Raw genomic sequence first — 25,697 nt, 5'->3', positions numbered from 1 at the left:
AATGTCTACGTGGTTTTTTGTTGTTTTAAAAGTAAATCAAGGGATATTGGAGGAAACGAATGAAACAAAATACTACACGAATATATGGCTGTGTCACTGTTATCCTGCTCATTTTAATTTATGGATTTTTTAACATGCCTAATCGCAATCAAGCAGTTAACCTGACCCAAGAGCAATCCCATTATAAAATAGGCGTGTTGCAATTACTTAGTCATCCCGCATTAGATCGAATTTATGAAGGATTAGTTGATGGATTAGAAGCGAGTGGGTATGTAGATGGAGAGAACATGACATTGGATTTAAAAAATGCCCAAGGTGATCAAGGTCATTTGAATATGATGAGTACACAATTGGTGCAAGACGCGAATGATGTCATCGTTGGCATTACGACACCCGCAACGTTATCGTTGGCAAATAGTACGAGCACTATTCCGATTGTGATGGGAGGCATTACATATCCCGTTGAAGCGGGATTGATGAAAAGTGAGGTCGCTTCAGAAAATAATGTGACCGGTGTGAGTGATCGAACACCCATTAAAGATCAGCTTATTTTAATGAAAGACGTTTTACCCTCATTGAATACAGTAGGCATTTTATATACGACTAGTGAAGATAACGCGACGAAACAAGCAAGTGAAGCAAAAGAAATAATAGAAGCCATGGGATGGACTGCTATTGAAGCAACGGTGAATCATTCAAATGATATTCAACCGGTGACTGAACATTTAGCCCGCCAAGTAGACGCGATTTACATTCCCATCGATAATACGATTGCGAGTGCAATGAATATTGTTATACCGATAACCGATCAATACAACGTTCCAGTTTTCCCCTCATCCGATACAATGGTAGCAGATGGTGGCGTGTTAGCGATTGGGGTCGATCAATATCAAATCGGTTATCAAACGAGTCAAGTAGTGGTGGAGGTATTAAAAGGAAAACGTCCAACTCATATACCACTAGTATTAGCGAATGAAGGAATTATTTACATAAACAAAAATAAAGCGACTCAATTCAATATTCAATTACCGTCAACGAATCAGAAACAAGTAATCGATGTGAATGTAACACAATCAAAGTAAAAGGGAGGGAACATGATGGAATTATTCGTTTCAGCAATTGCTCAAGGTATTTTGTGGAGCATTTTATCATTAGGGTTGTTCATTAGTTTTCGCATATTAAATGTGGCGGATATGACAACAGAAGGTTCGTATCCATTAGGCGCAGCGACCTGCGTGATGCTTATTCATCAAGGCGTTCATCCATTATTAGCAACGTTATTAGCAATGATAGCAGGGGCACTAGCTGGGTTAGTGACCGGGGTGATGATTACGGTCTGTCGAATACCGAGCTTGTTAGCGGGAATTTTAACGATGACCGGTCTACTCTCCATCAACTTGAAAGTGATGCAACGACCTAATCTAAGTTTGTTAAATGAATCAACCATTTTTAAAGCATTCAGCGGATTTAACTTACCGCTATATTATGACCTAATTTTAATAGGAGGAGGTTTTGTCATCCTCTTGATTGACTTAATGTATGGCTTTTTTTTAACTGAAATCGGTCAAGCTATTATTGCGACAGGTGATAATCCAACGATGGCAACCTCTTTAGGTATTTCAACGAATCGAATGATTATTTTAGGATTGATGCTATCTAATAGTATTATTGCTCTAGCAGGAGGTATTCTATCGCAACATAACGGATTTGCTGATATTAATAGTGGAGTAGGCACGATTGTCATTGCGTTAGCTGCAATCATTATTGGAGAAGTGTTCTTTGGTCAAGTCACCTTTATTTTAAGACTGATTTGTATTGTATTAGGATCGATTATTTACCGACTCTTTGTAATGGGCGTCTTACAATTAAAAATCATTGATGCAAATGATTTCAAATTATTTACAGCGCTCTTAATCGCTTTATGCTTAACGCTACCACAATTTAGACGATTATTTCAACGCGTGTTACCGATAGGAGGGCGAACGATATGATTCAAATACAAGCTATCGATAAAACCTTTAATCCACAAACGAATCGAGCACACCATGCATTGCGTCAAGTCAGTTTGACAATTACCCCAGGGGACTTCATTACCATTGTTGGCGGAAATGGCGCAGGAAAATCGACCTTTCTCAATGCCATTGCGGGAAGCTTTCCTTTAGATGCTGGTGCTATTCTTATAGAAGGAAAAGATATTAGTCATCAAAGCGAAAGTAAACGAGCACAAACGATTAGCCGAGTGTACCAAAATCCATTACAAGGTACGGCCCCACGAATGACCGTTGCGGAAAATTTATCTTTAGCCCAACGACGCGGTTGTCGTCGAGGATTAAAAAGAGGTAAAACGTCACAAGAAATCGAACAATTTTATCAACAACTGCAAGCAATGAATTTAGGATTAGAGCATCGTTTAAACAGTGAGATGGGCGTCTTATCGGGGGGACAACGGCAAGCAATCGCGTTATTGATGGCGACTATTCGAGCACCAAAACTATTATTACTCGATGAACACACGGCGGCTTTAGATCCCAAAACACAACGCATGATGATGGAACTAACGCAAGAAAAAATTACAACCGATCACTTGACGGCTTTAATGATCACACATCAGTTGTCCGATGCGATTGAATATGGCAATCGTTTAATCGTTATGCATCAAGGAGAAATCGTTCGGGATTTATCAGCAGAAGAAAAAGCCCAGTTAACGACGACGTCACTTTACGAATTGCTCGCATCGTATGACGTGAAAGAAAAACATTCGAAATAACGCGCATGACTTATTTCAGTTAGTGAATATGATATAATAGAAGAAACAATCAGCGAAAAAGGAGAAAAACAAATGATTCAATGCCCAAAATGCCAAAGTGAATATGGTTATAGTGATGGAATGGCCTACAACTGCCCAGAATGCGGTCATATGTGGACAGACCATTCATTAGAAGAAGAAAAAGTATTAGACGCAGTCGGAAATGAATTAAAAGAAGGCGACGACGTTACGATTATCCGTGATTTAAAAATGGGTAAAGATACCTTGAAACGTGGAACACGCGCTAAAAATATTCGTATTTTAGACGAACCTAAAAATGGACATGACTTAGAAGGTCGTGTGGATGGAGTAGGCGCGCTTTACTTAAAATCTGAAGTCGTTAAAAAAATGTAATGCACTTCATATAAAAATACCTTATCCAGAAAAATGGATAAGGTATTTTTTTGTTATTGACGTTCAAATAGTTTTTGAGCATAACGAGCTGAATCGTTTAAATCGAGTAATTCGTAGGGCAAGTTCGGGGCACCCTGTTGAGCGACAAATGCACGAAATGCTTCTGGATCCTTATAAAAATGCATTTGGCAACAGCAACAAGTAGACCACGTATCAGACTGACTTAAGTCAACATACAGAGCGTGCACATTGTTTGGTTCACTCGTAATTGATTCCGGCGTCACATGAAGCGTGACCTGCTCACCGGTTTGATGACATTGGCTCGTAATAGAAATAGCTGTTTGTAACATATAAGCAATACCAATGGAATCAATCGCACACATCGCATAAAATGTTTGACCAGTGGATAAAATCGTCACGTGATGTGGAGTAGGTTGTAACGAAAATGGATAGAACGTCATAATCTCTTCATTAGAATTTAATTGCAAGACATCTTTCTTTTGTAGAGCAGATACTCGACTGGGATGTTTTTTAGCATATTCTAATAATTCGTCGGATAATAAGGCATCAATCATTTGATTACGCCATTGAATTTCTTCTGGTGAAAGTTTTGATTCAATGGAATGAAGCGATTGAAGTAGCGAATGGCTTGGTGTAATAGACATAATACTCCTCCTAAAGGTGAAATGATATAAAACTAAATCGACATGGTAACGATTTGAATGAAGTATATCATACCCATAGAAAGACGTCAAAATGATAATTATGAACGAAAAATTAAAAATATTAGTAAAAGATTAGAATATTTTCATTAAATGATTGCAATAAAATGAGAAAGGTGTTAATATTAGATTATAGTCATTTAGATATGGACAAAGAAATGAGGAAATTAAATGAATAAATTATTAAAAAGATCAGTACCCGTATTCGCATCAGCGTTACTATTAGCAGCATGTGGTAGTGGAGAAAAATCAGACGACAAATCATCTTCAAAAGATGGTGAAGCAAAAATCGTTACATTCGACAGTAAAATTGAACAAGAAGGTGAAGCAATTAAAGGTGGCGAGTTAAAATACGCGCTTGTTTCAGATTCACCAATTTCAGGAATTTTTAATATCGCATTGTATGATTCTAATCCAGATTCCAATGTATTAGGTTTTACAAATGATAGTATTTTTACAACAGACAACAGCTTCCATTTAACAAACGATGGATTTGCTCAGTTTGAAGTAAATGAAGAAGAAAAGAGCGTAAAAGTAACATTCCCTAAAGACGCTAAATGGTCAGATGGCGAACCAATGACAATTGATGATTACATCTTTACACATGAATTCATCGCTCATCCTGAATATCCAGGAATTCGTTACCCGAACTACGTAGGGAAAATTGAAGGAGCAGAAGCGTTCCATAACGGCGAAGCCGATTCAATTTCTGGTTTAGAAAAAGTAGACGATCAAACAGTTATTTTAAAATATACAGAAATGGGACCATCTATTTTCCTAGCGGGTGGCGATTTATTAGGAATGACTATTCCAAAACATATCTTTAAAGATATCCCAATGGATAAAGTAATGGAAAGTGATTACGTACGTAAATCACCAGTAGACTTTGGACCATACAAAGTCGATTCATCAGTATCAGGCGAATCAGTAACGGTTGTAGCCAATGAATATTACTGGAACGGTAAACCAAAAGTAGATAAAGTCATCATTGAAGTCGTTTCAAGTAAAAACATTGTTTCAGAAATGGAAAATGGCAACTATGATATTGCTAAAATGCCTGAAGATCAATATGACAACTATAAAGACGCAACAAACTTCAAAATTCTAGGAACAGAAGATTTAGCTTATAGCTATATCGGATTCAAACTAGGTAAATGGGATAATGAAAAAGGTGAAGTAGTACCTGATCCAAATGCAAAAATGGCAGATGTTAAATTACGTCAAGCAATGGCCTATGCGGTGGATAATGACAAAATTGCTGAGAAATTCTATCAAGGTACACGTCATGGTGCGAACAGCTTAATTCCACCCGTATTTGAAGAAAATAATGGACAAGATGGTTACCATCAAGATCTAGAAATGGCAAACAAATTACTGGATGAAGCAGGCTACAAATATGCTAAAGAAGGCGACGAGTTCCGTAAAGATAAAGATGGAAAAGACTTTGTCATTAACTATGCGACAATGGCTGGTGGTGCCAATGATGAAACATTAGCACAAGCATATATCCAATGGTGGAACGAAATTGGATTAGACGTTCGTCTAACGACAGGTCGTCCAATTGAATTTAACTCATTCTACGATAAAGTAAAAGCTGATGATCCAGCAATTGACATTTATTCAGCTGCATGGGGAACAGGCTCTGATCCAGATCCTTCAGGATTATACGGACCGAAAGCACAATTTAATATGACACGTTTCTCATCTGAAGAACATACAAAATTATTAGAAGATATTTCTTCAAATAAAGCCTTTGATATGGAATTCCGTAAAGAAGCTTACAACAAATGGCAAAAATATGCTCATGAACAAGTATTTGCATTACCAACATTGTTCAGATCGAGCATTACAGCTGTTAACAACCGTGTGAAAAACTACTCGATTGAAAATAGCTCAATTCCAAGTAAATTCAGCTTGAACAAGCTTGAATTACTCGACGAAAAACGAGCAAAATAAACAACCAATAAAGCGTTATGATTCTTTATAACGAGAGAGAACGAAAAACCTTAACTCATCCACCAAATGAGTTGAGGTGTTTTTGTTTGTTTTGAGCATCAAAAGTAATCATTTGAATGACTAAATAGCATCTGCTCAAACGGCATAGGAATACGAACAACGCGATATTCGTTTCGCTTAACATTGTGCATAGAAGTAGTTTAAAACAAGCAAGAGAAGGCATAAGAGATCGATTATTAAGTGCTTAGATAGTAAATCGCCAAACTAAAGAAGGATGATGAGCATCGGCTCGTCATCCTTTATAAAATTCTACTTAAAATTGTCTGTGGAAGAATTAACCAAGTAATAAGTAAATCCAATGTGCTGAAATTCCAGCACATATGCCACCAATTGTATGACTTAAAATCGCTTTCCCTGTCATTTCTTTCGTCCCTAAAGCATCCATCATCGCAATATGTGTGGATAAATAACCACTCCAGCACATACAAATTGCTGTAAAAACGGCGATATCATTACCTTGGACTAAGCCGTTCTTACTCATCTGTCCCACTAAACCAATCGCTGCCCCAGCTGATCCTAGTGCTGTAATCGGCACTGCTAAAGCTTCCTTAAAACTAAACCCAAATAACGGCTGAATAATAAAAGAAAGATGATCGCCTAAGTAAGGAAGTAAGGGAATACCTTCATTTAATCCTCCCGTGTAAGTTCCCGCTTCACTTGGCCCATTAGTCAACAGCATGACAATCGAACAAATGGTGATTACGCCTGGAATAATTGCCATACCTGTTTGAACACCAACTTTTCCACCGTCCAATAAAGCTTCCATCAGACGCGTCCCATATGTTCCTTGTCGAACGATACGTGTATTATCAGGCAATTGACTCACTTCTTCATTTTCCACGAGAGCTGTCGTTCCATACTGTTTCCGTGTATAATACAACATCATACGGACACTAATAATACTGCCGACAATAGCGCCCACATTACCGATTAAAGCGGCAGTGACAGCACCAGGAACATCCAAACCGACCATTGTTGTTGTAATGATTAGCCCCATTCCGAAAGAAGTCCCTAAGTTAGTTAGAGCAGGTAATTGATACTGTTTAAAATAGTTAAGAAAATTCGCTTCTTTCGTTAACGTCAAAATCGACGGATTATCGGATAAATAACAATTTAAAACACCTAATGAAGCAGCTCCCGGTAAATCATAAACGGGCTTCATAAACCGCGATAAAATATGATGGACTAAAGCAATGACACCAAACTCTGAGAATAAACCAGAAATGGCGCCAGCTAATACGGAAATGGCCATAATATAAAAGCACACATTAATTAACAAATCATTAGCTGTACGCATTAAAGTCATTAATAAATGAGAAACGCCCATAATATGAGCCATCAAACCAAAACATCCAAAAAAGATAATAGAAAACACAAAGTTTTCACGACTAATACTTGGTTGATACGCTATTTTTTTATTCATTGATACACCTCGCTTCATTTAAGTATAATACAAAATGTAATAAAATAGGATGCAGATACGAAAAACATTCAAATGATTCACTATTTTTTTCGAGATAAACTTTTAAGATTCACAAAATGAGACAAAAAAATGATGTGTTTCTTCTATAATATATATAAATAAAAATAAAAGAGTGAGGCTTATGAAAAAACATATAAAAAACAATCAAACATTATTCATCGTCGGAGTCGTTGCCATCATCGGATGGCTAATCTTATCCACCAATTATGAATGGTACAACGAACCTATTGTTCAACTCATTCAAGAAGAGCAACCGATGAAGCCATCGAAAGAGCAATCTCACGATACACAATTCCAACAGTTTCAAGCCAAACGTCTGAACGGACCACAAAAAGATCAAAAGATCACCATCCGTCATCACTACATTCCTTCAGAAGCAAGTTCCATGCGCTATCGCGTCGGAGACGAAGTATTCGTCACAGCTAATCGAACCGCCATCGAAATCCGTTCGGTGAAACGCGATCGTTACGTATGGGCCGGGATGATGCTCTTTTTAATGATTGTTCTAGCAGTCGGGCGAATGAAAAGCGTAGCAGCTGTTCTTAGTATTTTCGGCAATTTATTACTGTATATCGTCGTCATCTACATTTATACGAGTCAACTCGCTGTACCATTGCTACCGGCAGTTGTCACATTTAGTGTCTTAGCGGTTCTATTAATGGCATTTTCCATGAATGGCTGGAACGCCAAAAGTGTGGTGATGGCAGGAAGTACACTCATCAGCACAGCCCTCGCATGGGGGACAGCTTCAATCATTATGAAATTAACCGGTGATCAAGGCATACGCTTCGAGGAAATGGAATTCTTAACGCGTCCCTATCGACAAGTTTTTGTCGCTAGTTTATTAATCGGAACATTAGGTGCGACAACAGACGTGGCGGTTACCATTGTGTCGACAATGAGTGAGTTATTAGAACAACATCCCGGTATGCAAGCAAAAGAGATGTTACAAGCGAGTCGACGCGTAGGACGTAATATTTTAGGACCAATGATTAATATTTTATTTTTCGTCTATGTAAGTGAAGCTTTACCGTTAATGTTCCTTTACTTAGAGAATGATTGGACCTATACTCAAACCGCTCAAATAACTTTATCATTGGAATTAATGCGTGCATTGGTCGGTGCATTAGGTATTACTCTAACTGTTCCGGTGAGTGCCTACTTAAGTTCAATATTATTGAAAAGGGGGGCAAAATAATGAATGCAATTGTTTTAATGAGTTTAATCGTTTTTATTGCAATGACCGCAGTGGGTGGTCAGCGTGGCAGTTTAGCGTTTATTGGTTTATTCATTAATATTGGCAGTATCTTTTTAATGGTTCATCTGATTGGTATGGGCATGCCCCCACGACTGGCAGTTCTATTGTTAGGGTTAGGCATGCTGTATTTTAATACGTTAGTTTTAAATGGCGACCATACCGCAATGAAAGTAGCATGTCTATCGGGCTTATTATTAATTGTTTTTGCTTGGTTCGTCACACCGATGTTTCTCGATGCAGTTTATATTCACGGGTTTAGTAGTGAAGAATTACATGAGATGGATATCTTCTCAATGAATGGACGGATTAGTTACCGCGCTATTAGCTTAATGGTTGTACTCGTCTCAATGATGGGAGCAGTGATCGACGCCGCTATCGCAGTAGCAACAGCAATGGACGAAATTCGATTAGCCAATCCGCTCATTTCACCAAAACAACTCATGCGCAGTGGAATGAATGTGAGTCAAGATATTTTAGTAACAACTGTGAACACATTATTATTTGCCTTTTTTGGACAATATATTGGACTAGTCATTTGGGTGTTTGATCTACATTATTCTTGGCAAATGATTGTTAACGCAAAAATTATTACCGGACAAGTGTTAGGCATGTGCCTAGCAGGTGGCTTCGCACTGTTAACTTTACCAGTAACCGCATTTGTTTATCGATTACAGCACGAAAAAGCAAAAAAATGATAAAATAAGCACGAATGCGATACATATTAAAGTTAAAAAATGCTTTTAAAATGGTTAATAAATTAATTTAAACTAAAAATTCTCTAATAATATAGAAAAACACTCTTTTAATACAAAAAAATCCTTGAATTGTCAAAACGCTGTGCTATAATAAATTGAAAAATTGACGCAGCGAATAATACTAAATTTCAAGGAGATTAAACTTAATGAAAAATAAACGTAGTAGTAATCGATTAAAATTATCGAAAAACACTAGAAGGTACACTTTACGTAAATTAGCAATCGGCTTAGTATCATTTGGAGCAGGAAGCTTCATTTTATCAACAACACCAGTAGTTATGGCGGCAGAAACAGCTTCTCCAGCAATTACTGCACCAGCTCCTGTTGAAACAGAAACAACGGCAGACGATACGACAATTGTGTTACCACAAGCAACTGCAGTGGATGCAACGGAGGTAAAAGATACAGAATTACAAACGAATAATGAAGAACCAACTGCTGAAAATGTAACATCTTCAACTGAAGGTAGCGAAGCAGAAGAAAAGCAAAATAAAGCCGAGGAAACAACGGGTGAAGAATCCCATAAAAAACCAGTAGTTGAAAGCGCAGAAGAAAATACACAAACAAAAATCGGTGCAATTAATAAAAAAATCACAAGAACTACAGATGAAAATGGAAATGTTATTTATGAAGTAGAAACAATTGTTGATCCAGAAAAAATGGAATTTGGATCTGATGTTAGTGTGTTATTAGACACATCAAATATAATGGGGAAAGATAATCGATTAGAAAAAGCAAAAGAAAGTATTAAAAAATTAGCTGATGTACTTTTAGATAATGAAAATAATCTGCATCGCATGCAGTTAATGACATTTAATTCTAAATTTACAACATTAGTCGAATTCACATCTAATAAACAAAAAATATTAGATGCATTAGATAAAGTAAAAGAAGTTGGACATTTTGTTGACGGAGCTTTTACACAAGGTGCAATTCATGAAGCGCTTAAAGATTTTAAAGAAATCCAAGACAAAAAACAACCACACAAAGAGCAGCATATTGTATTACTAACTCATGGGAAAGCAAATTATAGCTATGGAGTTAATAAAGAGAATTTAGAAAACATTTTACCAATTGATGATGTTAAAGAAGTTACAGATACTAGATATTTGTTTAATCTAATTCCATATCAAACAACCCACAAATCTCATTATGTAATAGAAGATGCTGAAAAATTAGGTGCTTTCTTTAATATAAAGTTCCCTAGCTATTTGACAGGGGGATTGGGCAAACTAGCTTCTTATGCATTTCCACAATTAAATTATATTCGATTGAAAGAAACAAAAGATACAGAAGAAGATGTTTACGATTATAATACAAAAATTGGTGAAGGTACTCACATCCATTCATTAGGAAAGCAGATGAAAGATGGCAAACCAAGTGGAACGGTAACAAAAAAAATCATGGAGAAAATTAGTCCAAATAGTCCATTTAAATGGCTGTCGAAACAAGGCAGTTTCTTTAAAAATATAATAAAAGATAATGATCCGTATGATGATGCTGCTCAAAAACTAATTGAAACAGTTACTCAACCACGTAAAATTATCTATTATAATCATATTAATAATGCGATTTCGGAAGCTAGATTAGCTCAAAAAGCTGGGATCCATATTCATGCTATAAATATAAATAATTCCGAAACGAAATATGATAGATTAATTAAAAGAATGTCAAGTGACGGCAAATTTTTTGATATCATGAATTCGAAAGACGAAGATATTCGTTCAAGATTCACTTTAAATAACATTGAAATAAAGGATATCTTACCAGATGATGCTAAATTGATAAAAGACTCATTAACACAAACTGTTGGCAATAGTGAATATACACCTATGTCTACAACTTTAATATTTTGGAAAAACCCAGCAAATGTAACGTGGAAGTTAAATAAAGATGATTTTTCAAAAAAACCGGTTAAGATGACTTATAAATTAAGCGTTTCTGATGTAAATAATACAATCGACTCCAAATTAACTTATAAAGTCTTTAACAAAGATAAAGAAGAACAAATTAAAGTTCCAAAACTAACTGATTTAAAAGTTCAAGAACAACCTCAACAACCAATTGAACCTCAAGGTCAAGATGTACCTAAAAAAGAAGATGAACAACAAGCACCACCAGTGCATGAGGATGATAAAAAACCAACACCTGAAGTTGTTCCACCAGTAAAAGAACAACCTCAAGACAATGGAAATAACCAACCTGAACTAGAAAACAATGGTTCAATGGATAAACCAAATGATTCAGGCCAAGAAGATTTAAATCATGATAATGCAGGTAAAAATGAATCAGAAAAAACACCAGAATTATCTCAAACACCAGCACCTAAGCCAAAAGAAGAAAACTTAGGAAAAGGTGAACATCAAGAACCTAAGAAAGACATGCCGAAAGAATCTAAACCATTGCCTAAAAAACCTGAAGTAAGTCCTAAGAAAGATGAACCAAAACAAGAAGTACCAAAACAAGAAGTACCAAAACAAGAAGTACCTAAGAAAGAAAAACCTAATAAAGAAACACAAAATGATGGAAAAGATGCATTAAATAAACATCAAGCACCGGAAAAAGCACCAAAAGTTGAAAAACATGAGGATGCAAAGGATGAAAAAGAACAGCCAAAAGTAGAAGAAATGCCTAAGAAAGATCAACCAAAACACGAAGAAAAAGCGGAAGATCAAAACAAAGGTCAAACATCTACACCATCAAATACTCAACAAGCAACATTGCCTCAAACAGGTGAGGGTTCACACTATGCCTTAGCAAGTCTTGCATTAATAGAAGGATTAGGCCTAGGTATTCGCTCAACTAAAACAAAAGAACAAGAAAATTAAAATTGTTCAATGAAATAACTAAAAATCAAAGGTCTGAACATCTTTGTTACAATAAGCGCGCTCTTAATGGAGGGCGCTTTTTGTAACAATTGATGAATTGATCAAAACGTATCTGTTTAAATTAAGCGTAATAGTTATATAAAAAGGAAGTGGATAAAATGATCAAAAAAATAATGTTATTATTTACGATGTTAGCAATTGGTTTATCAGTCAGTGTAAAAGCGGACGATTCTAATGATTTTGCAAGGGCAGGGCAAAAATATCCACCTGTTGAAGTTACTAATATGAAAATAGGGCAAGATAAATTCACAGTTAAAATCTACGATAATGGATATGTTATCCCTTATGTTAATAATGTAGAACAAAACTTTAATTTTGAAAAAGATAAGGAAAAAAATAAAAAGAAACCAAGTTTTCGAGCAGATGGAAAAGGATACTATACGGTACAACTACATAGACCCTTAGAAGAAAGTGATACTATTAGATTAAAAATAGCAGCAGACGGTAATGTATATTTAGGAACGGCTGTGTACCGTAGCAAGGCTGCAGTAGAAAAAGAAGAAGCAGAAAGAAGAGAAGAACGCGAAAAAGATAGAAACGAGAGTTTATATGAAAGATATGTCAAATATGACAATTCTAAGTCATGGAAAACTAAAGTAAGTGATCCTTTCCGAAATACTTGGGGAAACTTTACGAGTTGGGTACAGAATCTTTTCAAATAATACATTAGCGTGATTAACAAACATAATATATAGTAAAAAATAATAATTGAAAGTATAAAATTAAGTGAGAACATTAAAATATGAAAAATATGATTAACATCTATGGGTGATTGCCATAGATGTTTTTTTATATAGGAGAGAAGAAATTAGATTCTTTATAAAATAATTATTGTTAGATGTTGCAAACGTTTTCTCTTAAATGTATAATAAACGGGAACATAAGGATGGGATTAAAGAAAGGGGTATAAAAATTGAAAAAAATGGAAGAATTTCAAGTTGAAAAGACAGTTCAACGATACAGTATTCGCCGTTTGAAAACAGGCGTAGGTTCAGTATTACTATTTACAGGGTTATTTTTCGCACCAAGTATTAACCATTCAACAATTTTAGCTGATAGTGTAAAAGAGAGTGGAACAACAGAACGATTAGAAATTTTAAACGATAAAGAGCAACCGGTTGCACTAAATGCACAAGAAACATCAGCTGTCGCAAGTGATTTATCTGAAGAAGATACAAAAGTAACTGCATCGGATTCAAAAAAGGAAGAAACACTAACGGAAGAGAAGAAATTTAAAACAGGTGATGTGTCAGAAACAACTACACCAACTCAAGTACAAAACGTAGAAAAAGAAGCGCCGGCAGTTCAAAATGGAAATTTCCGCATACATTTTAAAGGAATAAAAACAACCAATGAAGATAAATATAGCGTTTGGGTTTGGGGAGGTGTAGAAAAAATCTCACAAGATGTTGCCCCTTGGCCTGATGGTGCAACTCCGATTGAATCAGACCATACAACAGCTTACGGAAGTTACGTAGACATTAAGCAATCAGCTGTGCCAAGTGATATCAACTATATTTTATTAAAAAATGGGAAAAAGGTTGAAGAAGGCAATAAAGCGATTCATTTAAGAGACCAATCGCAAAAAGAAGCGTGGGTTGAACCGGATTTCGCTCAACGCGATTATAAACCATTAGAAGAAAATGTATTGCGTATTAACTACAAGCGAACAGACGGAGATTATAAAGGGTGGTCTGTATGGTTATGGGGCGACGCACAAAAGCATAGTGATTCTAATAAAGGTGTAACAGATGCCATCGAATTTAAAGAAGAAGGTTCGTTCGGACGATATATCGACGTTCCACTTTCGAAAGGAATTGAATCCAACTTAAAATTCCTATTAGTCAACAAAGAGAAATCTAATGACAAATGGTATCAATCAAGAGATTTATCTGTCTTAAGAAAAAATTCTGGCGGACAAATCTTCTTAAAAGATGAAGATTTCATTATTTTTAAAGACCCATTCTATAACCACGGTGAAGCAAATCCAGATGCACCGATTTCATTAAATGTTACAGCATCAGTGAACCGAGCAATTCATTATGACCAATCAGCTGTATTGTCGATTCAAGCGACTGGCGAAGAGAAAGCTCAAATTACAGGCATTAAAGCAGATATATCTGCAGTAGGTGGACCAAGCGTTCAATTAATATCTCCTATTTTGAAGAAAGTAAGCTTTTCAGTAAACCATAATGTAAAACCGGGCAAATATAAAATCCCAGTAACGGTTATGGATTCTAAATACCGCGAATATCATTTAACAACTGAAGTAGAAGTGGTTGAACGCAATAAAAAACCGGGAACCTTTGATTGGGATGAACGCGTTATTTATTTCATGGTAACAGATCGCTTTAACGATGGAAACAAAGAGAATAATAATCCAAATCATTTACCATACGCTGAAGCTAAAAATCAACGGGGTGTTTATCGCGGTGGAGACTTCAAAGGAATCACAGAAAAATTAGATTATTTAAGCGATTTAGGCGTGAATACGATTTGGGTGACACCAATTGTTCAAAACGTTGAACATAATCCATCTTATGGAACAAAAAATGGTGCGTACTACGGGTATCATGGTTATTGGGCATCAGATTTCGAAAAATTAAATCCACATTTAGGAACACTTAAAGAGTTTCATGAATTAATTGACAAAGCGGCTGAAAAAGGCATTCAAATTATGGTTGACGTCGTTTTAAACCATGCAGGATATGGAATGGATGGAAAAGGAAACAGAAATGCACCAGGATTCCCAACCGAAGCAGAACGTAAACGATTCGAAGGCATGTTACGTCAAAACGCTGCTGACAATGTTGATAGTGATCCAATTCATTCTACTTTAGCTGGATTACCTGACTTTAAAACAGAAGATCACAACGTACGTAAACAACTGGTTGACTGGCAAAAACAATGGCTGAAAACAGCTAAAACAGAAAAAGGTAATTCAATTTATGCTTACCGTGTCGATACAGTGAAGCACGTTGATCCTGAAACATGGCAACACTTTAAAAATGAGCTCGTTCAAATTGATCCAGGATTCCATTTAATCGGGGAGTCATGGGACGCAGAATACAGAGATACAAAAGGTCATTTAGGCTATGGTATGATGGACAGCTTGTTAGACTTTGGGTTCAAGAATATTGCGAAACAATTAATTAATGGTCAATTACAAGAAGCACATGATGAATTAATTAAACGGAACCAAAAATTAACAAGTAACGAAACATTAGGACAATTTTTAAGTAGTCATGACGAAGACGGATTTATATACAAAAATTTAGCACATAAAAAAGACCTCGCCTTAATTGCTGCAACTTTACAAATGATGTCAAAAGGACAACCGGTGATTTACTATGGTGAAGAATTAGGGCAAAGTGGAGCGAATAATTGGCCAGAATATGGCAACCGTTATGATTTAGACTGGAATAAGGTCGAAACTAGCCCTGTACTAAGACATTACAAAAAATTACTTCAATTCAGAAAAGATCATTCGGAATTATTAGCACGTGGTACGCTAGAAGTAGTGGGTGGATCAGATGCAGAACGCTGGTTATTATCCAAACGAAGCCAAGGCAAAAAGGCAGTAAAACCAACTGTTCAAATGCGTTCAGCCAATACAACAACAAATGACGTATACATTGGTTATAACTTGTCATCAGCACCAATGCATTTAACATTAAAAACAACACCAAATGCTATTGTAACGGATCATTATAGTAATCAAACGTATCAATCAAATGATGCGGGTGAAGTTCAACTGATGATGCCAACGATTAAAGAAGGCGGAACAGTTCTATTATCAGTAGATCGAGGAATCATTCAAGAAGCGAAGTCCGTTGTGACAACTCCAGATAATTTAAAAGATGGGCATGTAAGAATTTATTATAACGGACCTACTGCAACTGATGATCAATCACCGCTACCAAGTACCTCTTCACAAAATTTAGGTGCATGGGTTTGGTTTGATGCAGAACATGCAAAGACAGATAACGATAAAGATAAATGGCCAATGGAAGCCCAAGCATTTTCAGGTGTAGATGACATCGGTCATTATGTGGATGTACCTTTAGCAACAAATGCTAAGAAAATTGGTTTTCAAATTGTAGATCGTGTAAATAAAAAGAAAACAGCAGATTATGTATTTACTCAACTAGATACAAATCGTGTAATTTATATCGATGCAGGAAATAATACAATGTATGTTCGTCCAGGTGCATTGCCATCAGATGAATTTACACCACTTAAACAAGAAAAGCCAAAGACCGTACCAATGAAACCATTAGTACCAGGCAAACCAATTAAACAACAGCCAAATGACCAAACGTCAGAAGGAAAAGAAACGAATCCGATAAAACCATCAGCACCAGGCAAACAAAATGAAGAACCAAATACAAAGCCAAATACAAAACTAAATGGCGAAACACCAAAAGAAACTGTGCCAATGACGCCATTAGTACCAGGCATTCAAACAGAAAAACAAGATGCTCAAGATCAGTTAAAAGGGACAGATGAAACCATCAAACCGGATAATAAACCATCAAAAGATGCGCAAACGCCTAACGTTGAGCCATCAACTGACACAAAAGCATTGAACAAAGAAACATTAAAACCATTAGTTGAAAAAGCTAAAGAAGAGCAACAAGCACTTAAAAAAGCGACAGACCAATTAGCTCAAACATTAGCGATTCAATCCGCTAAAGAAATAAGCAAACAAGTTCAACTAACAACCCAAAGTGCTTTACCACAAACAGGCGAAGCAACGGTTTATCAAACGGCAGCCCTTATGGCATTAGTTGGGTTAGGTTTAGCGCCAATGACGATGAAGAAAACTGAAGAAAATAATTAATTATTAATTAGAATCAGTGAAACAATACCAATAATATAAGCGGAAAAAGAAGGAGAAGTAGCCCAGCTACCTACTCCTTCTTTTTGTTTGTGAAAATATAGCTAATAACTTTAAGTAATAGTATATGTAAAGTCAAAATGTCTAATTAATACAAAATAACGAATAAAGAAGCATAATAGCAAATTTAATAAGAAAAATATAGTATGAATAATTTTAAATTGTAAATTAGGAATAATCATAAAACGATTTTAAATAGGTGAAAAAATGAGCAAAACCGGTCTCATATATATTTAATGATTATAATAAAACAAAAAATATGAATAAAAATAAACATTTATATCGTAAAAAAGTAGAGGTTATTGTATAATATCTGATTAGTGGAGTGTTTAGAAGTAAAAGAAGTAAAAGGAGAGCATTATGAACAGGAATAAAACTTTTTATCGATGGATGACGTACGGATTTTTATTTAGTCTATTCATGCAATTGATAAGTAGTTGTGTGAATATAACCAAAAGTATTCAGGCCGATGATCGAACGTCGTATATTCACGGGACGTATTCTGAACATGCTGGAGAAGGTGAATGGACATTACTCATTAATCAAGAAGAAAAACTCATTGAAGATTTTCAATTGAATGTGCAATTTCATGATCCAAAAGTGACTTTAAAAGAGGTCATTTTAGATGAAGATTCTGATGATCCGTATCAACCGATAAAAGTCACAAAAAATGAACAAGAATATTTGAATAATTATGAGAATTATAAAAACTACTTAAATAAGAAAGAAGCGTATCAATTAGCAAAAGAAGCAGCTGAAAAACAATCCTATTCAGAAAAAACACCACCATTAGAGGTGGAAGAAACAGCTGATAAACAAGAACAAGAGTTGATGGAAGAAGAGATTGAATCAGAAGTGACTGAACCAACAGCAAAAGAAACAAATCTGATTGATCCATTTAACGAAGAAGCAGAACAACAATGGCAATTAATCTATCAGAAAAATGATGGGCAGTACCAAATGATGCTTCCTAAAGGCCATAACAAACAAGTAATAAAATGGCGAATTAAATTACCGGAAAAAAGAACAGCGAATGTCACTTCAAAAGTCGATGTAACCATAGCAATGACAGATGAAACACAGCAAACGTTCGAAGCAAGTTTTGACAGTGAAGTAGATCAAATCGATCAAGTGACACCACGTGCGTTTCGTTCAGCAGAATACAGAGTATCGATTGATGAAAAAGCGATTAACTACACAAATAAAGCACCCAAATATACAAATGATGATAATAAAAAAGGGGTATTTCCTACTCACAGTTGGAAGCCAACTAACCAGCAAAACGTAATAAATCATCAAGGTTTTTCGTTAAAAAAAGGAACATGGGATGGCAACGGACAATGGGACGGCGACCCAAACAATACACAGGATTCATATATTGAATACGGAGAAAATAAAACTAATCCAGATTTTTCGATACGTAAATATGCTAGGGAAACAAATGAAAAAGGATTATACGATGTCTACTTGAATATTAAAGGGAATGAAAAAAGAAACGTCAAACCTGTAGATATTGTTTTAGTAATTGATATGTCTGGGTCAATGTTGGACAATAATAAATATATAGAAATGAGAAATGGAGTTATCGAATTTATTGAGTATATTCAAAATTATGGAAACAAAGATAAAATAAAGGTTGGGGCAGTAGGTTATGCTGGAAGACAGTTAATTAATGACCGGTATACAGGATCAGCTGATATAAAATTCAGTGTTGATTTAGGAAGTATAGAAAATAATAAACAACAAATTATAGATGGAGTGCAAAGAACTATTAGAGGTGGAACGTTTACTCAGGCAGGATTGATGGAAGGATACAGGATATTAAAAAAAGGAACGGCAGAAGATAAGCGTTTAATTGTGTTAACAGACGGAGTTCCAACTTATTCATATCACTTAGAATCAGCGGAAAGAGTGGGCAATTTAGTATACGGAGTGGACAACTACGGTACTTTAATAGAAGGGACAGGTGGCACATCTAAATTAGAATCTGTCCAATATGCCAGAAATATTTATGCTAGGGATCAGTATTATAGAGATTATTGGTTGACAATTAGTGATACCTTCTCGGCGACTTTAGGAGAAGCAGATAAGATAAAAAGTCAAGGTATAGATATTAATGTGCTTGGAATTCAGTTAGCTAGTGATTACGTGAATTACCTCTCACAAGAGGATGTCAAATATCGAATGGAATTGATGGCCTCTCAAGGAAAGTATGAATCAGCAGACTATTCTCATCAAATATTTGAATACCTTGTAGCACAAGCTAAAACGATTGTTGAAGGATTTAATACTGTAAATCAAGGAGAAATCGTTGATCCTTTAGGTAACATGTTTCACTTCGATAATTCAGATATTACAATTAAGCGAGTAGATCAAGGGAATGTAATAAACCCATCAGTACCAAAATTGGATAAATCAGATCGTGAATTGAAAGTTTCTGATATTAATTTAGGTAAAGGGCAAGAAGTACAAATTCATTATCGTGTCCGCATGAATACTGAATCAAAAGAATTTATTCCTGGAAAGTGGTATCCATTAAACGGTAAAACGACATTTAAACCGAATCATAATAGTGACAGTAAAGTTGACTTTGGCGTTCCTTCCGCTAAAGCTCCTGGGACAAGGCTGAAATTAAGTAAAGAATGGATAGAATATGATAAGGATGCGTCCAGTCGACCAAAAGAAATATACTTTGAAGTAGAGCGTTCGCCTATGACAAGTGAAAGTTGGGCAAAAGGATATGTTGCAATGGATGGCAAAAATGGTTGGGAAAACAAAAGAATAGAAAAAATATTGGCTGAACAAAAAATAGGTAGTGATAAAGAATATTGGTTACCTGAATTTAACAATCAAGGAGAAACATTTAAATACAATATAAAAGAAATTCCTGTAGAAGGTTATAAATCTGAAAAAGGTAAGGATAATTCTCATTGGATTAATACCAAAGAATTTAAGCCTTACAAATTAAAATTGATTAAGAAAGACGCACATACTAAAAAAGAACTATCAGAAGCAGAGTTTTCAATAATGAAAGATAATAAAGAACTTGCTGTGGGAACGACTAATGATGACGGGATTATTGAATTTAAGAATGAACAAAATGAAATTTTAGAATTAAACCCCGGAGAGTATTTAATTCAAGAAATAAAACAACCTGAAGGCTATCATCTTTTAAAACAACCAATTAAATTAAAAATATTGGAAACTGGCAATGTAAAATTAGAAAATAAAGATGATTTTTATGATATGAAATATGATACATATAAACAAACAATTGAATTAACAGTATTAAACCTTTCAAAATCGGAATTCCCTAAAACAGGTTCGTCGTTGGAGATGATTTACCTAACTGTCGGTATACTACTGGTAAATATTGCGATATTTAGTTGGTGGCACAACGAAAAACAAGAAAATTTAAAATATAATTAGAATTATGCTTAGAATTTGAATAAAAAAAGACGTAAGTATTTATTTCGCTTAATTTGTATGATAGTATATCAAAGCAATATATTGTAGAAGCATGCCATTTAATAAAAAAAGGAGAGATAAAATGAAACACAAAAATAAATTAGCAATACTATTTACGACATTCTTAATGCTACTATCGGTTATCGCACCGAGTATGTCGGCATTGGCAGAGGAAAATGAGCATATGACAACGTTAAGAATTCATAAGCTTCAGGCAGAATCATATAATAAAAAATGGATAGAAGCCGGTGGTAAGGAAAATAAAGATGGAGCTGAAATTGAAAACTTTGACGACCTTGGAGTGAAAGTTAAACCTTTGCAAGATGTACAATTCAGTTACATTAAACTGACAGACGAAATAACTGAGGAAATACTAAAGGGAATGTCTTCAAAAACAATTATGGAAACATATGAAGAAGAAGTTGTTACCCTTCCTGAAAAAACAGACAGTAACGGACTTGCATCTGTTGTTTTACCGGACGGCACTTATTACTTTTTCGAATCAGATAAACCTAAGAATGTAACAAGTGCGCTAGCAGTACCTTTTGTAATTTCTTTGCCATTGTATAAAAATATAGATAAGGATGGAAAAGGAACTAAATTAGATGTAGTCAATGTGTATCCAAAAAATATTACAGGTGACGAACCAAAAGTTGAAAAAGATGTTGAAGAAATAGATAACGATAATGCGAATTATACAATTGGGGAAAAAGTTCCTTGGATTATCACAGCAGATGTACCGACTAACTTAAAGGATTATGTTTCTTTTAAATTAACAGATAAGTTAGATGAAAAATTAACATTTGATGAAAATACAGATGTTGTGAAAGTATATTTTGGAAACTTTAAGACTAAAGATGCAATGTTAAAAGAGAAAGAAGTTAGTAGCGCTTACTACAGTATAGAAAAACCAAATAAAGTATCAAGAACATTGACAGTAAAATTAACGGATGATGGCTTGAAAAAGCTGAATGAAAATTCAGATAATAGTAAAAAGTTATATGTATACTATACAACAACTATTAACAGAAACGCGAAAATGGGACAAGAAATAAAAAATACTGTAGAACTAGAATTTGAAAATAATCCAGGGAATACAAACTCAGTAGGACCGAAAACTCCACCAACTGTTGAGACAGGTGGTAAAAAGTTTGTGAAAACAAATGAAGAAGGGAATAAGCAATTACCTGGAGCAAAGTTTTTAATTATGAGTAAAGATAAAAAGATGTATTTAGCGGATGCTCCAAATAATCAATGGAAATGGATTCCGGTAGTGGACAGTTACTTTGAAGACAGTAGTAGTGCGGCTCACATCTTTACTTCGGAAGGAAATGGAGAATTTGAAGTGAAGGGTCTTAAATATGATAGTTATTTATTAAAAGAAATCGCTGCACCTGATGAATACGTGGTATCAGAAAAACCAATTCCATTTACGGTTACTAAAGATTCATATAATAGTGAAAAAGATATCCAACAAATTCAAAACAGAAAAAAACCTGAAATTCCTAAAACTGGTGGTATCGGTTCAGCAATCTTCATCGCATTAGGTTTAGGCTTAATGGGTGTAGCTTACATGAAATTAAAAGAAACAAAAGAAGCGTAATTTGATGTAAAACATTAAACAGTTGAAGAGCAGGTCACTGCTCTTCTTTGTTAAAGGAAATGAATTAATTGGTCGTTTGTTTTAACAAGGAAGAGAGTGCAAATAGAAAGGAGTTATTTATGAAACATTTAAAAAATATAATGAGAAAATATTTTATATTACTATGCATGATAGGAATGCCATTGCAAATGGCGATGCCAACAGTTATGGCAGATGAATCAAATGAATTAACGATTATAGCAGTTGGTGCAGGAGATTCAGATGCGCAAAATAAACCGATGAGTGGTTGGTCATTTAATGTGTATCAAGTGAATAATGATGCGCAATTGGATCAGTTAAATCAATTAAATGAGAATCGTTTAAAAGCTCAAGCAATTAAATCCTATGAAACTAATCCGACCAATGAGGCAGGAGCAACGACTTTATCGCAGTTACCACAAGGGTTATACTATGTGCGTCAAATGCCAAAGACTGCCCAAAAACATCAAAAGAGTGTACCTTTTTTAGTGTTATTACCAGACATTAAAGGAAATAAGCACGTGACAGTCTATCCTAAAATAATGATTGAACGTGGAAGTGTGACGTTGTTAAAATATACAACTAAAGATAATCAATCAGTACCGCTAGCAGGAGCTGTTTTTGAATTATATGATGCGAATGGAACAACACCATTACGTGTTAAAGATGAACAATTGACGACAGATATGTCAGCTTTAACTCGTTTAACAACGAATAAAGCGGGGGAAATCACGGTATCAAACTTGACACCAGGGCGATACTACTTTAAAGAAATTCAAGCGCCAAAAGGATACAAGTTAGATGATCGTCCCCTATGGTTTACTGTTCAAAGTGCTGAACGTGTTTACGTATCGCATGAAAACCATTTAATGCCACCACCAGACAAACCAAATGAACCTAAAAAACCAAATACACCACCATGGTTGCCACAAACGGGTGAATCATTATTAATGATTGGTGTGGGTGTGCTTCTTATCGGAATCGGAATCAAGTTAGGTCGTTCCACGAAAAGTGAGGGATCAATCGGATGAGAAAAAACAAAAAAATAACAAACAAGCAACCGAATAGGAGATCGCTGAAACAGCGACTCTTATTCGGTTTCATTTTTCTAATGGGATTAGGTCTAGTAGGATTCCCAATAGTTAGTCAAACGGTTTATTATTTAGCTTCCCACGCGAAGATTAATGAATTTAAAGAAACGGCTCAAAAAATTGACATGACAGAAATTAATCGACGGATTGAGTTGGCGCAAGCGTATAACCAAACGCTTAACAATCCAAGTGAAAAGATTGAATGGCATGATCCTTTTTCGGAAGAAAAGAAAAAATCAGGACGTGAAGAATATGCCCGCATGTTAGAAGTGAATGAACAAATTGGACAGGTTATCATACCGAAAATCAAACAAGAACTACCAATTTATGCAGGGACAAGTGAAGATGTTTTACAAAAGGGAGTCGGGCATTTAGAAGGCACGTCATTACCCGTTGGTGGGGAAAATACGCATGCCGTTTTAACGGCGCATCGTGGCTTACCAACTGCACGGTTATTTACGGATTTAGATAAAGTAAAAGTTAAAGATATTTTTTATGTCCGTAACTTGAAAGAAACGCTAGCTTATGAAGTAGATCAGATTGAAGTAATTGAACCAACTAATATTGACCCGTTGCGATTAATTCCGGGACAAGACCGGGTGACTCTATTAACATGTACACCGTATATGATTAATAGTCATCGTCTTTTAGTGCATGCGAAACGCATTCCATACGTCCCAGAGAAAATGGACAAAGAAGTAGAAGGCACGAATAACTTTGATTGGTATCTAATAGGTGGAGCCGTTGCGGTTATCGTATTGCTTATTTTATGGTACTTACGAAAACGTCGGAAGAAGAAAAAGTTAAAAGTAGGTGATCGACGTGCGTAGACGATCAGCTCATCAGTCAAATAAAAAACAGTTAAGACAACGTTTAATTTTATTGTTTATGTTCTTAATGGGATTAAGTCTAGTTACTTATCCAATTGTTAGCCAAGTCGTATATTACCGAGCTTCTCATGCGAAAATTAATGAGTTTAAAGAAGAAGCTCAAAAAATTGATCGAACAGAAATTAATCGAAGGTTAGACTTAGCGCGGGCGTATAATGAGACCGTCCAATGGCGTGCGTCAGGCGATCCATTTACAGAGAAACAAAAAGAAGGACGAAAAGAGTATGCGCGGATGTTAGAGGTGGAAGAGCAAATAGGTTATATTTCCATCCCTTCTATTCACGTGGAACTACCCATTTATGCAGGAACTAGCGAAGACATTCTGCAACGAGGAGCGGGTCATTTAGAAGGCACATCTCTTCCGGTTGGAGGGACAACTACGCATGCAGTAATTACCGCTCATCGTGGCCTACCGAATGCACGACTCTTTACGGATCTAAATCACGTCAAGAAAGGCGATGTTTTTTATGTGAATAACATTGGTGAAACATTAGCTTACCAAGTCGATCAGATTCAAGTGGTAGAACCATCAGACATCGATGCGGTGAAGCTAGTAGAGGGCCAAGATTATGTCACCTTATTAACATGTACCCCATACATGATTAATAGTCACCGCCTATTAGTACGTGGGCATCGAATTCCTTATGTAGAAAAACAAGAAAAAGCGATTCGTAAAGAATCAGTTGGATTCCTATATAAACGTGTACTGCTTGTGTTGTTAATAGTATTCTTACTCATAGCATTAATAGTGTATTACCAATATCGTAAGAAAAAACAAAAGATATAAAAATGAACAACGAGGGATTAGCGAACGCTAATGCTCGTTGTTTTTTTTAGGGTAAAATTTAAAAAAATGTCATAAAGTTATTGAATTGATTAGGTGGATATGGTATAAATAAATAGTTGTCAAAAACGTTGTGGAAGTTAAAAAAATAAATTTAAAGAAAATTTAAATTGTTATTGACTTTGGATAACGGGACTGATAGTATAAATTATATATCGTGCTTGAAACAATTTTATCCGGAAAGCGACAAAAAACTTTTTCGGAAAAGTGTTGACAAAGAAATACAAGTTATGATATTATTTAGAAGTTGTCGCGACATGCGATTAACGAGTGACCTTTGAAAATTGAACAATAAAGACGAACCAAATGTGTAGGGTTAATTTGTTTCTGACGGAGCAAATTAAAACAACAATTCAAAATCACGGATAAGTGATAACAACGCCAGTTTTGGCAAACAAATGAGCAATTAAATTCTTTCATGAGAGTTTGATCCTGGCTCAGGACGAACGCTGGCGGCGTGCCTAATACATGCAAGTCGAACGCAGTTTCATTCACCGAGTGCTTGCACTCACCGAATGGACTGAGTGGCGAACGGGTGAGTAACACGTGGGTAACCTGCCCATCAGTGGGGGATAACAGTCGGAAACGACTGCTAATACCG

At 35.5% G+C, this 25,697-nt stretch carries 17 protein-coding genes and 1 rRNA gene; 16 read left to right on the top strand and 2 right to left on the bottom strand.

The annotated features are described in order from the left end of the window. Window positions 1-59: 59 nt before the first annotated feature. The 4 genes from trpX to L866_RS0100540 all read left to right on the top strand — a co-directional run bounded on the left by trpX (window position 60) and on the right by L866_RS0100540 (window position 3,160). Window positions 60-1,082 carry a tryptophan ABC transporter substrate-binding protein gene (gene trpX / locus L866_RS0100555; protein WP_025728110.1) on the top strand — a complete coding sequence of 341 codons (1,023 nt, stop codon included), beginning with the start codon at window positions 60-62 and terminating at the stop codon, window positions 1,080-1,082. A gap of 15 nt (window positions 1,083-1,097) precedes the next feature. Further along, the gene (locus L866_RS0100550) at window positions 1,098-1,991 is read left to right on the top strand and encodes an ABC transporter permease (RefSeq protein ID WP_025728109.1); all 894 of its coding nucleotides are present in this window, start codon (window positions 1,098-1,100) and stop codon (window positions 1,989-1,991) included. Beyond that, complete coding sequence (locus tag L866_RS0100545; protein ID WP_025728108.1) at window positions 1,988-2,767, top strand: ABC transporter ATP-binding protein; 780 nt, start codon at window positions 1,988-1,990, stop codon at window positions 2,765-2,767. The genes L866_RS0100550 and L866_RS0100545 overlap by 4 nt, the downstream gene beginning before the upstream one ends. A gap of 72 nt (window positions 2,768-2,839) precedes the next feature. Further along, the gene (locus tag L866_RS0100540) at window positions 2,840-3,160 is read left to right on the top strand and encodes a zinc ribbon domain-containing protein YjdM (RefSeq protein WP_025728107.1); all 321 of its coding nucleotides are present in this window, start codon (window positions 2,840-2,842) and stop codon (window positions 3,158-3,160) included. 53 nt (window positions 3,161-3,213) lie between these two features. Here L866_RS0100540 and L866_RS0100535 read toward each other — a convergent pair whose 3' ends face one another. Further along, window positions 3,214-3,825 (bottom strand): alkylmercury lyase family protein, encoded by a 612-nt coding sequence (locus L866_RS0100535; RefSeq protein WP_025728106.1) that lies wholly within the window; start codon window positions 3,823-3,825, stop codon window positions 3,214-3,216. 228 nt (window positions 3,826-4,053) lie between these two features. Between L866_RS0100535 and L866_RS0100530 the strand changes: the two genes are divergently transcribed. Further along, a complete protein-coding gene (locus L866_RS0100530; protein WP_025728105.1) occupies window positions 4,054-5,838 on the top strand; it encodes an oligopeptide ABC transporter substrate-binding protein in 1,785 nt (594 codons plus the stop codon). A gap of 334 nt (window positions 5,839-6,172) precedes the next feature. Here the strand turns inward: L866_RS0100530 and L866_RS0100525 are convergent, their stop codons facing one another. Further along, window positions 6,173-7,321, bottom strand: coding sequence for a CD0519/CD1768 family membrane protein (locus L866_RS0100525; protein WP_025728104.1), 1,149 nt, complete (start codon window positions 7,319-7,321; stop codon window positions 6,173-6,175). Window positions 7,322-7,502: 181 nt separating this feature from the next. Between L866_RS0100525 and L866_RS0100520 the strand changes: the two genes are divergently transcribed. From L866_RS0100520 to L866_RS0100470, 11 genes are all read left to right on the top strand, one after another. Further along, window positions 7,503-8,579: a YibE/F family protein gene (locus L866_RS0100520; RefSeq protein WP_025728102.1), complete on the top strand. Its 1,077-nt coding sequence runs from the start codon at window positions 7,503-7,505 to the stop codon at window positions 8,577-8,579. Beyond that, on the top strand, window positions 8,579-9,334 hold the full coding sequence (locus tag L866_RS0100515) for a YibE/F family protein (RefSeq protein ID WP_025728100.1): 756 nt from the start codon (window positions 8,579-8,581) through the stop codon (window positions 9,332-9,334). The genes L866_RS0100520 and L866_RS0100515 overlap by 1 nt, the downstream gene beginning before the upstream one ends. Window positions 9,335-9,540: 206 nt before the next feature. Continuing rightward, window positions 9,541-12,222 (top strand): VWA domain-containing protein, encoded by a 2,682-nt coding sequence (locus L866_RS0100510; protein ID WP_025728098.1) that lies wholly within the window; start codon window positions 9,541-9,543, stop codon window positions 12,220-12,222. A 158-nt stretch (window positions 12,223-12,380) separates the two neighbouring features. Beyond that, window positions 12,381-12,944, top strand: coding sequence for a hypothetical protein (locus tag L866_RS0100505; protein WP_025728096.1), 564 nt, complete (start codon window positions 12,381-12,383; stop codon window positions 12,942-12,944). Window positions 12,945-13,204: 260 nt separating this feature from the next. After that, the gene (locus tag L866_RS08930) at window positions 13,205-17,125 is read left to right on the top strand and encodes an alpha-amylase family glycosyl hydrolase (RefSeq protein WP_245578420.1); all 3,921 of its coding nucleotides are present in this window, start codon (window positions 13,205-13,207) and stop codon (window positions 17,123-17,125) included. 417 nt (window positions 17,126-17,542) lie between these two features. Then, window positions 17,543-20,611: a VWA domain-containing protein gene (locus L866_RS0100495; protein WP_025728092.1), complete on the top strand. Its 3,069-nt coding sequence runs from the start codon at window positions 17,543-17,545 to the stop codon at window positions 20,609-20,611. A gap of 91 nt (window positions 20,612-20,702) precedes the next feature. Then, window positions 20,703-22,253, top strand: coding sequence for a SpaH/EbpB family LPXTG-anchored major pilin (locus L866_RS0100490; RefSeq protein WP_084030222.1), 1,551 nt, complete (start codon window positions 20,703-20,705; stop codon window positions 22,251-22,253). Between the two features lie 119 nt (window positions 22,254-22,372). Further along, complete coding sequence (locus L866_RS0100485; protein ID WP_025728088.1) at window positions 22,373-23,302, top strand: MSCRAMM family protein; 930 nt, start codon at window positions 22,373-22,375, stop codon at window positions 23,300-23,302. Between the two features lie 80 nt (window positions 23,303-23,382). Further along, window positions 23,383-24,192 (top strand): class C sortase, encoded by an 810-nt coding sequence (locus tag L866_RS0100480; RefSeq protein ID WP_245578418.1) that lies wholly within the window; start codon window positions 23,383-23,385, stop codon window positions 24,190-24,192. A 58-nt stretch (window positions 24,193-24,250) separates the two neighbouring features. Further along, entirely contained in the window at window positions 24,251-25,039 is a 789-nt protein-coding gene (locus L866_RS0100475; protein WP_051452830.1) for a class C sortase, read from the top strand. Window positions 25,040-25,510: 471 nt separating this feature from the next. Then, window positions 25,511-25,697 (top strand): 16S ribosomal RNA (locus L866_RS0100470); the annotation flags it as partial.

Source organism: Atopobacter phocae ATCC BAA-285, from assembly GCF_000526675.1.
Lineage (GTDB): Bacteria > Bacillota > Bacilli > Lactobacillales > Aerococcaceae > Atopobacter > Atopobacter phocae.
Note: the sequence above shows the minus strand (reverse complement) of the source record. Positions and strands in the feature narration are given on the sequence as shown.